Raw genomic sequence first — 14,150 nt, 5'->3', positions numbered from 1 at the left:
AGGCAGTACACGCATTCAGGCAGCCCGCGCCTGCCGACGTGGCGCCATCTCCACGTCTTCAACCCCGAACAGCGCCAGGTGAATCGCCTGTTGTGCCTGCAACGCCAGCACCGCACGTTCCTTGCCCACGCTACCTATTGGCTGCAGCAGGTGGATGCACACCTCGCCCCGCGGCAGGGCGAACAGGCGCATAAGGTGGGACACCAGGTCGTCCTCACCAATGAACGGCGCTACCGGGTCGATCCGGCCATCACGCAGGTACTGGATAGCGACTGGCTGCACTGCCACGCCACGGTCGATGGCACCTGCAAGCAGGCGGCCATGAAAGGTGCGCAACGTGCGGCCGCTGGTAGTGGTGCCTTCGGGGAAGATCAACAGCGGACGAGCCAGCCCCAGTTGCCCGGCGATCTGTTCGCGCAGGCGCTGACTGTCGCCACCACCTCGGCGAATGAACAGCGTGCCGGCCTTTTCCGCCAGCCAGCCGGCCACCGGCCAGTGGCGCACTTCGGCCTTGGACAGGAAAGACAGCGGCGTGAGCATGCCAAGCAGGGGAATGTCGGTCCAGGAAACATGGTTGCTGACCCACAGCATCGGCCGCTGCGGAAGTTCGCCGACTACCTTGACGTCGAAGGGCAGGGCAGCGACCAGGCGCTTCATGAACAGGCAAGTCCAGCGCTGGCGCCGTTCGATCGGCGCCTTGAAGCCCAAGCGTTCGCCCAAGGCGATAATGCTGGCCATCAGCATGCCCTGCGCCAGCACCAGCAGCAGTCGGATGAGGCGGGCCAGTACCCGCAACTTGGGCATCAGACCGCCGCCTTGAAGTGGCGGGCGTAGCGTGGGCACAGCTCGTCGCGTTTGAGCAGGATGAACACGTCTGCCACCTGGAAGTCTTCGTCCCAGCATGGCTCGCCGCAAATCTTCGCGCCCAGGCGCATATAGGCCTTGAGCAGCGGTGGCATTTCGGCAATGACGTTGTTGGGCAGGGCCAGTTTCGGCAGTGGGTTCTTCGGCTCGGCACGCAGGTGTTCGGTGCACAGGTAACGTTCACGCAGGCGCTGCATCACTGCATGGGCCTGCACGCCGCCGTCCTGCATGGGGATACTGGCGCAGCCCATCAGATAGCTGTAGCGGCCCTCGTTGAGCACCTCGGCCAGTTCGCCCCAGAGCACGGCGATGGTACCGCCGTTGCGGTAGTCGGGGGCGACGCAGGTACGGCCCAGTTCGAGGATCGGGCCTTGCAGCTGCAACAGGCCGTGCAGGCTGAATTCTTCTTCGCTGTAGAAACGGCCCAGGCTACTGGCGGCCTGGTGATCGAGCAGGCGGGTGGTGGCAACCAGTTCGCCGGTGCTCAGGTCGCGTACACCAATGTGGCGGCAGTGCACGTCGTAGTCGTCCATGTCCAGGCCCTGCTCGGCACCTTTGAGCTTGGCCTTGAATTCTGCGCTGAATACGGTGTAGCGCAGAGCCTGGGCTTCTTGCAACGCCGCGGCGCCAACCAGGCGTTCGGCTTGCAGACGGCGTTCGGTGCTGTAGTCGCCAGCGGTAGCGATCCGAGTCATTACGAGTCTCCATAAGCCAGCCAAGAAGGGTTGCGGCCGGTCGGCTTTGTTGTGCAAAGTCAGCCTAGGTAGACCCAGTGTCACCCCTGTGAATGTTTGGTGATGCTTGCGTGACACACCCTGAGCCTTAACTGAAAGCCCTCCAGCAAGGAGCTGTTCCATGGCCTGGTTGCAACGACTCAACGATCCGCTTCGCCTCGCGCCGACAGGCACCCTGGGCGAAACCTACGCCGCGCTGCTTGAGCGCCTCGGCCCGGTTGCCCCGTTCGAACTGGCGGTACTGGGTGGGTGTGCAATGGCCACCCCGGGCCTGGCCTTCCTGGTGGGTTACCAGGCCGCCCTTCGCGTGCTGTGGCCCAGTGCGCCGCACAGCCTTGGCGCCTTGTGTGCCACCGAGCGGCGCAGCGTGCGGCCTGCAGACATGCACACACGGCTGGACGCTCTGCGGCTGTCGGGCTGCAAAGACTTCGTTACCGCAGGCCTGGAGGCGGAGTGGTTGCTGGTGGCGGCGCGTAGCGAAGCGGCTGGCGCGGCGCCGCAACTGAGCCTGGCGGTGGTCTATCCCGGGGAGCCGGGGGTGACACTGGAGCCATTGCCGACCCTGCCGCTGATGCCGGAAGTCGGGCACGCCCGGCTGCTGCTGGAGCAGGCATCGTGCGAGTTGCTGGCCGGTGACGGCTGGGATGCCTACGTGAAGCCGTTCCGTTCGCTGGAGGATTTGTATGTGCTCGCGGCGCTGACCGCCTGGTTGTATGGCGTTGGGCAGGAGTGCGCCTGGCCGCAGGGGCTGCGCCTGCAGTTGCTTGGGCTGTTGGCCGGCTGCGCCGAGGGTAGCCGCCAGTGTGCCGATAGCATGGGTTGTCACTTGTTGCTTGGCGGGTTGTTTGCGCAGTTCCAGGCCTTGCGGGGGGAGATCGATGCGGCGTTGGCGACAGGGCCGGTGCACTGGGCGCAAATCTGGCAGCGTGACCAAGGGGTGATGGCACTGGCGGCGTCGGCGCGGGAGAAGCGGCTGAACAAGGCCTGGGCTGCTGCGGGCTTTTCGTGAATGGCTGACAGGTTTGTGTGAACCGATGAATCGCGGCGTGGTACCTGTGGGGGGCGGGGTTAGGTGCAAAGCGGCCGGTACTGGCAGCAGAAAACCTGAAAGACATTTCCTTTTATCGCGCTTGATCCCCGCAAATCCCAGCCGTTGACGTATCATTGGCCGCCTGACGGCAACCCCTCCAGGATCGCTTGCGCATGCTCGCCCTTCTTATCCAGACCCTGAACATCACGGCACCGGTTTTCGCCATGCTGTTCATGGGCGTCCTGCTCAAACGCATTCACTTGATCGACGACAACTTCAACCGCGTCGCCTCGCAGCTGGTATTCAACGTCTGCATGCCGGCGCTGCTCTTCCTCGGCATCTACCACGCCGACCTGGCCGCAGCGGTCAAGCCCGGTGTCATCCTGTATTTCATCGTCGCCACCCTGGTCGGTTTCGCCATTGCCTGGGGCATGGCCATCTGGCGCAGCCCGATGGCCGACCGGGGCATCTATACCCAGGGCGCCTTCCGCGGCAACAACGGTGTGATCGGCCTGGCTCTGGCCGCCAGCCTGTACGGTGACTATGGCATTTCCCTGGGGGCGGTACTCGCAGGCCTGGTCATCCTCATGTACAACTCGCTGTCAGCGGTGGTACTGGCGGTGTACAGCCCGGACCTCAAGTCCGATCCGTGGAGCATCTGCAAGAGCATTTTCAGCAACCCGCTGATCATCAGCGTGCTGGTGGCCGCGCCCATGGCTTACGGCCAGGTGCCGCTGCCCAACTGGCTACTGACCTCGGGCGACTACCTGGCACAGATGACCCTGCCGCTGGCGCTGATCTGTATCGGCGGCACGCTGTCGCTGGCAGCGCTGCGTAACTGTGGTCGGCTGGCCATCGATGCCAGCTTCGTGAAAATGCTCTGGCTGCCGCTGCTCGGCACCCTTGGGGCCTGGTTGTGCGGGTTTCGCGGGGCGGAGCTGGGCATCCTGTTCCTGTACATAGGCAGCCCGACCGCTGCGGCCAGCTACGTGATGGCGCGGGCAGCCAACGGCAATCATGAACTGGCTGCGTCGATCATCGTGATTACCACGCTAATGGCGGCGATCACCACCAACATTGGTATTTTCATCTTGCAGTGGGGCGGATGGATCTAGATCCTTGACTGCAAATAACAGCAACAACACTGCCTCACTGAGCTAAAGGACACTTCATGCAAGACCAGAGCACGCCCGAGCGGTTACAGCGCGGGCTGAAGAATCGCCATATCCAGCTGATCGCGCTGGGCGGGGCCATCGGTACCGGGTTGTTCCTGGGCATTGCCCAGACCATCCAGTTGGCCGGCCCCTCCGTGTTGCTGGGCTACGCCATCGCCGGCCTGATGGCCTTCCTGATCATGCGCCAGCTGGGTGAAATGGTGGTGGAAGAGCCGGTCGCCGGCAGCTTCAGCCACTTCGCCCACCAATACTGGAGCGAGTTTGCCGGCTTTGTCTCAGGCTGGAATTACTGGGTGGTGTACGTGCTGGTCGGCATGGCCGAGCTGACGGCGGTCGGTATCTACGTGCAGTACTGGTGGCCGGACTTCCCCACCTGGGCCACGGCGGCGATTTTCTTCGTGGTGATCAACCTGATCAACCTGACCCAGGTAAAGGTCTATGGCGAGATGGAGTTCTGGTTCGCCCTGGTCAAGGTGGTAGCCATCGTCAGCATGATCGGCTTTGGTGCCTGGTTGCTGGGTAGCGGTCATGGTGGCCCGGATGCCAGCGTGGCCAACCTGTGGCAGTACGGCGGCTTCTTCCCTAACGGCGTCACGGGTCTGGTAATGGCCCTGGCGGTGATCATGTTCTCGTTCGGTGGGCTGGAGTTGGTCGGCATCACGGCTGCCGAGGCTGACAACCCGCGCGAGAGCATCCCCAAGGCCACCAACCAGGTGGTGTACCGTATCCTGATTTTCTACATCGGTGCCTTGGCAGTGCTGTTGTCGCTGTACCCTTGGCAGAAGGTGGTGCAGGGCGGCAGCCCGTTCGTGATGATCTTCCACGAACTGGACAGCGACCTGGTGGCGACCATCCTCAATATCGTGGTGCTGACGGCTGCGCTCTCGGTGTACAACAGCTGTGTGTACGCCAATAGCCGTATGCTGTTCGGCCTGGCCAGCCAGGGCGATGCGCCGCGTCAGTTGCTGAAGGTGAGCCGTAGCGGCGTGCCGCTGACCGCGCTGGCCGTGTCGGCCTTTGCGACCGGCCTGTGCGTGCTGATCAATTACCTGATGCCGGGCGGGGCCTTTGGCTTGCTGATGGCGTTGGCAGTGTCCGCGTTGGTGATCAACTGGGCGAGCATCAGCATTACCCACCTCAAATTCCGCAAGGCCAAGCTGGCCGCCGGGATCACCCCCTTCTACAAAAGCCTGGGGCACCCGCTGACCAACTACCTGTGCCTGGCGTTCATCGTGCTGATCCTGGTGGTGATGTACCTGACGCCGCCGATTCGCATCTCGGTAATGCTGATCCCGGCATGGATCGCTGTGCTGTGGGTGGCTTTCAAGCTGAAGAAGGCTCGCCAGGCCAAGGGCTGATCGGGTTTGTTCGTAAGGGGTATGCCGTTAGGTTTTCGGTGCCTGTGAGATCGAGCGCCGCCCGCGCGGCGCTTCGCGGGTAAACCCGCTCCTACGTTTGTTTCGGGCCAGTCCCTCCTGTGCCAGGCGCGCGCGACCGCCTTGTTTGTACGACGCAATATCGAGGCATGCGCCAAAGCGTTCGCGCGCAAATCCCACAGGAATAATTGGCCCGAAACAAACCGTCCTGTGCCAGGCGCGCGCGACCGCCTTGTTTGTACGACGCGATATCGAGGCATGCGCCAAAGCGTTCGCGCGCAAATCCCGCAGGAATAATTGGCCCGAAACAAACCGTTCTGTGCCAGGCGCGCGCGACCGCCTTGTTTGTACGACGCGATATCGAGCCATGCGCCAAAGCGTTCGCGCGCAAATCCCACAGGAATAATTGGCCCGAAACAAACGTAGGAGCGGGTTTACCCGCGAAGCGCCGCGCGGGCGGCGCTCGATCTCACAGGCGATGAAAGCCTAAAGGCATGCGTCTGGCGGCCCTGACGCGTTTCCCTTCCATGCCCCTCAATGCTGCCTCCGCCAGGCACGCACAGTGGTGTACAGCAACACCGTAGCGAGCACCGGCAGTACATAGAACAGCATCAATCGCTCCAGGCGGCCAGCCAGCGGCATACCCATGGTAAAAGCCGCCACATGAAGGCCGTAGGCCAGGTACAGGCAAAGAAACACCAGGCCTTCTGCGCGAGTGATGCGGTAACCGGAATAGAACACTGGCAGGCTCAGGACAGCAACGCCGAGCATTACAGGCAGATCGAAAGACAGCGCGTTAGGCGAGATCGACAGGGGTTCCGGGGTGATCAGTGCGGTCAGGCCCAGTACAGCCAGCAGGTTGAACAGGTTACTGCCGATCACCGTGCCCACGGCGATCTCCCGTTCGCCACGCAAGGCGGCGATCAGCGCAGCGGCCAGTTCCGGCAGGGAGGTGCAGATGGCGACGACCGTCAGGCCGATAATACGCTCGGACAGGCCCAGGTCGGTGGCCACCTCGATGGCAGCTTCCAGTAGCAAGTGGCCCGCCAGGCTCAGCAGGCCAAGGCCGACCAGTATCTGCAGCAGCGTACCTGACCAGAAGCGCCCGGCCCCGGACCTGGCGGCGTCCGGGGCAGGGTAGGTGCGTGCGTAATGGCGCGACTGATGCCAGAGCATTGCCAGGTAACCGGCCAGCCCCAGCAATAGCAGTGCCCCTTCAACCCTGCCCAGATGGGCATTGGCGGACAGCGCATACACCAGCCCGCTGGCAAGGATCATCAAAGGAATGTCCAGCCGCACCAGCTGGCGTGACACCCGCAGCGGGATGATCAGCGCGGCCAGGCCGAGAATGACCAGTACGTTGAAGATGTTGCTGCCGATCACGCTGCCTACTGCCACATCCGGCGCACCCTGGTAGGCGGCCTGCAGGCTTACGGTCAATTGTGGCGCGGTACTGCCGAAGGCCACCAGGCTCAGGCCTATGATCAGCGGGCGCACGTGCAGGCGCTGCGCCAGGCGCAAAGCGGAGCGCACCAGTAGCTCGGCGCCGCCGACCAGCAACAGCAGGGCAACGCCCATTTGCAGCAGGCTAAAAGTGGGAAGGGTGGCCAGGTCGAAAATGGTCGGACTCCTGTCGCGTCAGTCGCTAAGCCCTTGTACTCGCACGCGCGCTGTTCCGCTACGGAGCATGCCGATTTTTTCCGCTGCTGCGCGAGACAGGTCGATCAGGCGGCCGCGGGTGTGCGGGCCACGGTCGTTTATGCGTACCACCACACTGCGCTGGTTGGCCATGTTGGTCACCCGTACACGTGTGCCGAAGGGCAGGCTGCGGTGGGCGGCGGTAAGGCCGTGCTGGTTGAACGGTTCGCCACTGGCGGTGCGTTTGCCATGGTGGCGCGAGCCGTAGTAGGAAGCGGTGCCCGTCTGGTCGTAGCCGCGCGGGTCGATGTCATGGCTGGCGCAGCCGGCCAGGAAAGAAAACAGGGCGAGGGTGCCGAGGGAACGTTTTAGCAAGTCAGGTGCTCTCCGGTGCGACCATTCGCGGGTAAATCCGCTCCTACAGTGAAAACGCTGGCTTGTGTAGGAGCGGCTTCAGCCGCGAACGAGGGCGAAGCCCTCGCAGCATTACAGGGGTAAAACCATCACCCTTCGAGCTTGGCCTTGAGCAATTGGTTCACCTGCCCCGGGTTGGCCTTGCCTTTGGAGGCTTTCATGGCCTGGCCGACGAAGAAGCCGAACATCTTGCCGCGCTTGGCCTCATCGGCTGCGCGATACTGTTCGACCTGCTCGGCATTGGCTGCCAGCATTTCGTCGAGCATCTTGTCGATCGCACCCGTGTCGGTAACCTGTTTCAGGCCTTTGCTCTCGATGATGCTGTCGGCATCGCCTTCACCGGCGGCCATGGCCTCGAACACGGTTTTGGCAATCTTGCCGCTGATGGTGTTGTCACGAATGCGCAGCAGCATGCCGCCCAGTTGCGCGGCGCTGACCGGCGCCTGATCGATTTCGACACCCAGCTTGTTCAGCAGGCTACCCAGTTCGACCATGACCCAGTTGGCCGCCAGCTTGGCATCACCACCGATCTTCACCACTTGTTCAAAGTAGTCTGCCTGTTCGCGGCTGGAGGCCAATACGTTGGCGTCGTAGGCCGACAGGCCGTACTGAGTCTGGAAGCGCTCGACCTTCTGTGGCGGCAGCTCCGGCAGGCCGGCGCGGATGGTTTCGAGGAAGCTGTCCTCGATGACCACCGGCAGCAGGTCGGGGTCGGGGAAGTAACGGTAGTCGTTGGCTTCCTCTTTGCTGCGCATGGAGCGGGTTTCGTCCTTGTTCGGGTCGTACAGGCGGGTTTCCTGCACCACTTTGCCACCGTCTTCGATCAGGTCGATCTGGCGCTGGATTTCGCTGTTGATCGCGCGCTCGATGAAGCGGAACGAGTTGACGTTCTTGATTTCACAGCGAGTGCCGAACTCGGTCTGGCCTTTCGGGCGGATCGATACGTTGCAGTCGCAGCGCAGCGAACCTTCGGCCATGTTGCCGTCACAGATGCCCAGGTAGCGCACCAGCGCGTGGATCGCCTTGACGTAAGCCACGGCTTCCTTGGCGCTGCGCATGTCAGGCTCGGAGACGATTTCCAGCAGCGGGGTGCCGGCACGGTTCAGGTCGATGCCGGTGGAACCACTGAAGTCTTCGTGCAGGCTCTTGCCGGCGTCTTCTTCCAGGTGCGCGCGGGTTACACCGATGCGCTTGATGGTGCCGTCTTCCAGCGCGATGTCCAGGTGACCCTTGCCGACGATCGGCAGGTCCATCTGGCTGATCTGGTAGCCCTTGGGCAGGTCGGGGTAGAAGTAGTTCTTGCGTGCGAACACGTTGCGCTTGCCGATCTCGGCATCGATGGCCAGGCCGAACATGCACGCCATGCGCACGGCTTGCTCGTTCAGCACCGGCAATACGCCGGGCATGCCCAGGTCAACCAGGCTGGCCTGAGTATTCGGCTCGGAGCCAAAGGTGGTAGCGCTGCCGGAGAAGATCTTCGACTGGGTGGCGAGCTGAGTGTGGATTTCCAGCCCGATCACAACTTCCCATTGCATGTGTGAATTCCTCAGAAGCCGTTGGGGGCGCGGGTATGCCAGTCGGTCACCTGTTGGTAGCGGTGCGCGACGTTGAGCAGGCGGCCTTCCTGGAAGTACGGCGCCAGCAGTTGCACGCCGACCGGCAGGCCGTCGACGAAGCCCGCAGGCATCGACAGGCCTGGCAGGCCCGCCAGGTTGGCGGTGATGGTGTAGACGTCTTCGAGATAGGCGGCAACCGGGTCGCTGCTCTTGGCGCCAAGCTTCCAGGCCGGGTTTGGCGTGGTCGGGCCGAGAATCAGGTCGACATCGTTGAAGGCGGCCATGAAGTCGTTCTTGATCAGGCGGCGGATTTGCTGCGCCTTCACGTAATAGGCGTCGTAGTAGCCGGCCGACAGGGCGTAGGTACCGACCATGATGCGGCGCTGTACTTCAACGCCGAACCCTTCGCCGCGTGAGCGCTTGTACAGGTCGGTGAGGTCTTTGGGCTCTTCACAGCGGTAGCCGAAGCGTACGCCGTCGAAACGCGACAGGTTGGAAGAGGCTTCAGCCGGAGCGATCACGTAGTAGGCCGGAATGGCATGCTGCATGTTCGGCAGGCTGATTTCCTTGACCACTGCACCGAGCTTTTCCAGCTCTTTGACGCTGGCCTGGACCAGGTCGGCGATGCGTGGGTCGAGGCCGGCACCGAAGTACTCTTTCGGCAGGCCGATGCGCAGGCCTTGCAGCGAAGCGTTCAGGCTGGCGCTGTAGTCCGGCACCGGTTCTTCGATGCTGGTGGAGTCCTTGGCGTCGAAACCGGCCATACCTTGCAGCAGCAGCGCGCAGTCCTCGGCGGTGCGGGCCAGCGGGCCGCCCTGGTCGAGGCTGGAGGCGTAGGCGATCATGCCCCAGCGCGACACACGACCGTACGTCGGCTTGAGGCCGGTGAGGTTGGTCAGTGCCGCTGGCTGGCGGATCGAGCCGCCGGTGTCGGTGCCCGTGGTGGCGGGCAGCAGGCGCGCGGCCACGGCAGCGGCCGAACCACCGGACGATCCGCCCGGAACGTGCTCGAGGTTCCACGGGTTCTTCACCGCGCCGTAATGGCTGGATTCGTTGGCCGAACCCATGGCGAATTCGTCCATGTTGGTCTTGCCCAGGGTGACCATGCCGGCTTCGGCCAGCTTGGCGACCACGGTGGCGTCATAGGGCGCCTTGAAGTTGTCGAGCATCTTCGAGCCGCAGCTGGTGCGTACGCCGTTGGTGCAGAACAGGTCTTTGTGGGCGATCGGTGCACCCAGCAGCGCGCCGGTTTCGCCAGCGGCGCGACGGGCATCGGCGGCACGCGCCTGAGCCAGGGCCAGGTCGTCGGTGATGCTGATGAAGCTGTTGATCTGCGGGTCGAGCTGTTTGATGCGCGCCAGCAGGGCGCCGGTCAGCTCTTCGGAAGAAAACGATTTGTCGGCGAGTCCGCGGGCGATCTCGGCCAGGGTCAATTGATGCATGGCAGGCTCTATCCCTTACTCGATGACTTTGGGAACCAGGTACAGACCGCTTTCGGTCGACGGCGCGATGGCCTGGTAGGCATCGCGCTGGTTGCTTTCGGTGACTTGGTCAGGACGCAGGCGCTGGCTGGCCTCCAGCGGGTGGGCCAGGGGCTCGATGCCAGTGGTATCGACCGCTTGCATCTGGTCGACCAGGCCGAGAATGCTGTTCAGGGCGTCGGTAATGCGTGGCAGTTCGCCATCATTCAGGCCCAGGCGGGCCAGATGGGCGATCTTTTCCACGTCGCAGCGTTCAAGCGCCATGAGGATCTCCAAGGGAAACAAAGAACGGAATTTGGGTCCGCGGTGAGGAACATGTCAGCTTTCTGGCGGTCTAACGGCCGCGAAATTCTGCTGGCGTGCTCGGAAAAACAGCCAATTTAACATATTGGCTCCTTGCCCAAAATCCCTGCCATTGTTAGAGTTTGCCGCACTTTTTTACCCACGCTTTCCCCAGGGTCACTTTCCCATGTTCAAGAAACTGCGTGGCATGTTTTCCAGCGATCTTTCTATCGACCTGGGTACTGCCAACACCCTTATTTACGTGCGTGAGCGCGGTATCGTCCTGAATGAGCCCTCGGTTGTTGCCATCCGTACCCATGGCAACCAGAAAAGCGTCGTCGCCGTCGGTACCGAAGCCAAACGCATGCTGGGCCGTACGCCCGGCAACATTGCAGCCATTCGTCCGATGAAGGACGGCGTCATTGCCGACTTCAGCGTCTGCGAAAAAATGTTGCAATATTTTATCAACAAGGTTCACGAGAACAGCTTCCTGCAGCCGAGCCCGCGCGTGCTGATCTGCGTGCCGTGCAAGTCGACCCAGGTCGAGCGCCGCGCCATCCGCGAGTCGGCCCTCGGCGCGGGTGCCCGTGAAGTGTTCCTGATCGAAGAGCCGATGGCCGCTGCCATCGGTGCAGGCCTGCCGGTTGAAGAGGCCCGCGGTTCGATGGTCGTCGATATCGGTGGCGGTACCACTGAAATCGCCCTGATCTCGCTGAACGGCGTGGTCTATGCCGAGTCCGTCCGCGTTGGCGGTGACCGCTTCGACGAAGCCATCGTGACCTACGTGCGCCGCAACTACGGCAGCTTGATCGGCGAATCCACCGCCGAACGTATCAAGCAGGAAATCGGCACTGCCTACCCAGGTGGCGAAGTACGTGAAGTCGACGTGCGTGGTCGTAACCTGGCCGAAGGTGTACCGCGTGCCTTCACCCTGAACTCCAACGAAGTGCTCGAAGCGCTGCAGGAATCGCTGGCGACCATCGTCCAGGCGGTCAAGAGCGCCCTCGAGCAATCGCCGCCGGAACTCGCCTCGGACATCGCCGAGCGCGGCCTGGTGCTGACCGGTGGTGGTGCGCTGCTGCGTGACCTCGACAAACTGCTGGCCCAGGAAACCGGCCTGCCGGTGATCGTCGCCGAGGACCCGCTGACCTGCGTCGCCCGTGGCGGCGGTCGCGCCCTGGAGATGATGGACAAGCACGCGATGGACCTGCTCTCCAGCGAGTGATCCCGCTCGCTGTTCACGAGCGCCCGGTTTACAGGTAGTACGTACAGTGCTACCTGTATGCGCTGGGCTGGCGCCCGTTTGGGGCGCCGTATCCGTCAACCCGCAACCAGGCTGGTGCGTTGTTCCATGTCCAATGACCTCCTGAGTCGTCCACGAGGAACGGCCCATTAAACCGCTTTTCTCCAAGGGCCCTTCGCTGGGCGTTCGCCTGCTCGTTCTGGTGGTGATGTCGGTCGCGTTGATGGTTGTCGACGCGCGCTTTGACGTGCTCAAACCCGTGCGCAGTCAGATGGGCCTGGTGCTGATGGAGTCGTACTGGATCACCGATTTGCCACAGCGTGCCTGGCAGGGTGTGGCCGGCCAGTTCGGTAGCCGCACCGAGCTGATTGCCGAAAACGAGAAGCTCAAGACCGAAGCCCTGCTGCTGCAGGGGCGCCTGCAGAAGCTGGCGGCCCTGACCGAGCAGAACGTGCGGCTGCGCGAGTTGCTCAACTCTTCGGCGCTGGTCAACGAAAAGGTTGAAGTGGCCGAGCTGATCGGCGTCGACCCCAACCCGTTTACCCACCGCATTCTGATCAACAAGGGTGAGCGTGATGGTGTGTTCCTGGGCCAGCCGGTGCTCGATGCCCGCGGCCTGATGGGCCAGGTCGTAGAGTTGATGCCCTATACCGCGCGGGTGCTGTTGCTGACCGATACCACCCACAGCATTCCGGTGCAGGTCAACCGCAACGGTCTGCGTGCCATTGCCAGCGGCACTGGCAACCCGGAGCGCCTGGAGTTGCGCCATGTGGCCGACACTGCCGACATCAAGGAAGGCGACCTGCTGGTCAGTTCCGGCATGGGGCAGCGCTTTCCTGCCGGCTACCCGGTGGCCACGGTCAACGAAGTGATCCACGATTCCGGCCAGCCCTTTGCCATCGTCCGTGCCATCCCCACCGCCGCGCTCAACCGCAGCCGCTATATGTTGCTGGTGTTCAGTGACCGGCGTAGCCCGGAGCAGCGCGCCACCGATGCCGCCATTGCCCAGGAAGAGGCTGACCGCAAGGGCGCTGCACCTGCTGGCCAGCCGGCCGCTACCCGTGATCAGGTCGCACCCGCCGCTGGCACGCCTGCCGCGTCGGTCACACCGGCAGCGCCGGCCACTCCGGTCGCGCAGCCAGCAGCCCCGTCTGCTGCACCTGCCACGCCGGCCGCACCCGCTCAACCCCGGAGGCAATGATGGCTGCATCACGCCGCAATAACGGCTGGGTCATCTGGCTTACGTTCGCCATCGGCCTGCTGCTCAGCGTTTCCCCCATGCCGCAGTTCATGGAAGTGTTCCGGCCCATGTGGCTGGCCTTGCTGGTGTCGTTCTGGACCCTTGCCGTGCCGAACAAGGTCGGCATGACCACGGCATTCGTGCTGGGCCTTGCCGAGGACGTGCTGTATGGCACGCTGCTGGGGCAGAATGCGCTGGTCCTTACCCTCATCACCTTCTTGGTGCTGTCCCTGCAGCAGCGTCTGCGCATGTTCCCCATGTGGCAGCAAAGCCTGGTCATTCTGGTGATCTTCGGTATCGCCCAGTTGATCCAGCTGTGGCTCAGTGCACTGACCGGCAACCGCCTGCCCACCCTGGCGCTGGTCTGGTCGGCGGTGATCAGCGCCTTGCTCTGGCCGTGGATCAGCTTTGCCTTGCGCGACCTGCGTCGACGCTTGCACATCAACTGACGGCAACGCGCCACTGACAGGGAGATGTCTGCATGACCCCGCTATACCTGGCTTCAGGCTCGCCCCGTCGTCGTGAACTGCTGACGCAGATCGGCGTGCCGTTCATTGTCATCAGTGCCCCGGTCGATGAATCTCCGCTACCCAGCGAAAGCGCCCCTGCCTACGTCGAGCGCCTGGCCCGGGCAAAGGCCGCCGCCGGCCTGGACAGTGTCGACGGCCCGGCTGTAGTGCTCGGCGCAGACACTGCCGTGGTGCTCGATGGTCGTATTCTCGGCAAACCGGAAAACCGTGAAGATGCCTTGGCCATGCTGGCTGACCTGTCAGGCCGTGAGCATCAGGTGCTGACCGCTGTCGCCCTGGACGATGGCCAGCGTGTGCACAGTTTTTGCGTGACCAGCACGGTGCGCTTTCGCGCCATCAGCACCGATGAAGCGCAACGCTATTGGGCCAGCGGCGAGCCATCTGACAAGGCTGGCGGCTATGCCATCCAGGGGCTGGGTGCGGTCTTCGTCAGCGGCCTTTCCGGCAGCTATTCGGCGGTGGTCGGCTTGCCACTCTGTGAAACGGCCGATTTGCTTGGCCAGTTCGGCATCGCCTGCTGGCAGTCGCTCGCGCATACGCCAGAGGTAACAAACCCGCAGTAGCCAGCAGTGCATACGCCATCCATC

General features: G+C 63.1%; 14 protein-coding genes. 7 read left to right on the top strand and 7 right to left on the bottom strand.

Going from position 1 to position 14,150, the window contains the following annotated elements:
* Positions 1–15: 15 nt before the first annotated feature.
* The gene (locus V7787_RS13040; protein WP_104886645.1) at positions 16–804 is read right to left on the bottom strand and encodes a lysophospholipid acyltransferase family protein; all 789 of its coding nucleotides are present in this window, start codon (positions 802–804) and stop codon (positions 16–18) included.
* Positions 804–1,559: an L-ornithine N(alpha)-acyltransferase gene (gene olsB / locus V7787_RS13035; protein ID WP_003255175.1), complete on the bottom strand. Its 756-nt coding sequence runs from the start codon at positions 1,557–1,559 to the stop codon at positions 804–806. Before olsB ends, V7787_RS13040 begins: the two co-directional genes overlap by 1 nt.
* A 160-nt stretch (positions 1,560–1,719) precedes the next feature.
* Here olsB and V7787_RS13030 point away from each other — a divergent pair, with 160 nt between their 5' ends.
* The 3 genes from V7787_RS13030 to V7787_RS13020 all read left to right on the top strand — a co-directional run bounded on the left by V7787_RS13030 (position 1,720) and on the right by V7787_RS13020 (position 5,161).
* Positions 1,720–2,607: an acyl-CoA dehydrogenase gene (locus tag V7787_RS13030; protein ID WP_104886644.1), complete on the top strand. Its 888-nt coding sequence runs from the start codon at positions 1,720–1,722 to the stop codon at positions 2,605–2,607.
* Between the two features lie 194 nt (positions 2,608–2,801).
* A complete protein-coding gene (locus V7787_RS13025) occupies positions 2,802–3,743 on the top strand; it encodes an AEC family transporter (protein ID WP_049586457.1) in 942 nt (313 codons plus the stop codon).
* A 56-nt stretch (positions 3,744–3,799) separates the two neighbouring features.
* Positions 3,800–5,161 (top strand): amino acid permease, encoded by a 1,362-nt coding sequence (locus V7787_RS13020; protein ID WP_003255172.1) that lies wholly within the window; start codon positions 3,800–3,802, stop codon positions 5,159–5,161.
* 552 nt (positions 5,162–5,713) lie between these two features.
* Here V7787_RS13020 and V7787_RS13015 read toward each other — a convergent pair.
* The 5 genes from V7787_RS13015 to gatC form a co-directional block, all read right to left on the bottom strand.
* Complete coding sequence (locus V7787_RS13015) at positions 5,714–6,757, bottom strand: calcium/sodium antiporter (protein WP_064492408.1); 1,044 nt, start codon at positions 6,755–6,757, stop codon at positions 5,714–5,716.
* 60 nt (positions 6,758–6,817) lie between these two features.
* A complete protein-coding gene (locus V7787_RS13010; RefSeq protein WP_003255170.1) occupies positions 6,818–7,192 on the bottom strand; it encodes a septal ring lytic transglycosylase RlpA family protein in 375 nt (124 codons plus the stop codon).
* 128 nt (positions 7,193–7,320) lie between these two features.
* Entirely contained in the window at positions 7,321–8,766 is a 1,446-nt protein-coding gene (gene gatB / locus V7787_RS13005; RefSeq protein WP_064492409.1) for an Asp-tRNA(Asn)/Glu-tRNA(Gln) amidotransferase subunit GatB, read from the bottom strand.
* 11 nt (positions 8,767–8,777) lie between these two features.
* Entirely contained in the window at positions 8,778–10,229 is a 1,452-nt protein-coding gene (gene gatA, locus V7787_RS13000; protein ID WP_004574465.1) for an Asp-tRNA(Asn)/Glu-tRNA(Gln) amidotransferase subunit GatA, read from the bottom strand.
* 15 nt (positions 10,230–10,244) lie between these two features.
* Positions 10,245–10,532, bottom strand: coding sequence for an Asp-tRNA(Asn)/Glu-tRNA(Gln) amidotransferase subunit GatC (gene gatC, locus V7787_RS12995; RefSeq protein WP_003255165.1), 288 nt, complete (start codon positions 10,530–10,532; stop codon positions 10,245–10,247).
* 205 nt (positions 10,533–10,737) lie between these two features.
* Here gatC and mreB point away from each other — a divergent pair, with 205 nt between their 5' ends.
* The 4 genes from mreB (at position 10,738) to V7787_RS12975 (ending at position 14,126) form a co-directional block, all read left to right on the top strand.
* Positions 10,738–11,775, top strand: a complete 1,038-nt coding sequence (gene mreB / locus V7787_RS12990) for a rod shape-determining protein MreB (RefSeq protein WP_003255163.1) — start codon at positions 10,738–10,740, stop codon at positions 11,773–11,775.
* Between the two features lie 166 nt (positions 11,776–11,941).
* Positions 11,942–12,994: a rod shape-determining protein MreC gene (gene mreC, locus V7787_RS12985; protein ID WP_079732573.1), complete on the top strand. Its 1,053-nt coding sequence runs from the start codon at positions 11,942–11,944 to the stop codon at positions 12,992–12,994.
* Positions 12,994–13,482: a rod shape-determining protein MreD gene (mreD, locus tag V7787_RS12980; RefSeq protein WP_003255161.1), complete on the top strand. Its 489-nt coding sequence runs from the start codon at positions 12,994–12,996 to the stop codon at positions 13,480–13,482. Before mreC ends, mreD begins: the two co-directional genes overlap by 1 nt.
* Before the next feature lie 32 nt (positions 13,483–13,514).
* Positions 13,515–14,126 carry a Maf family protein gene (locus V7787_RS12975; RefSeq protein ID WP_198747337.1) on the top strand — a complete coding sequence of 204 codons (612 nt, stop codon included), beginning with the start codon at positions 13,515–13,517 and terminating at the stop codon, positions 14,124–14,126.
* Positions 14,127–14,150: the final 24 nt, after the last annotated feature.

This window comes from Pseudomonas sp. CGJS7, from assembly GCF_036961695.1.
The sequence above is the reverse complement of the archived record's forward strand: the minus strand, read 5'-3'. Positions and strand labels throughout refer to the sequence as shown.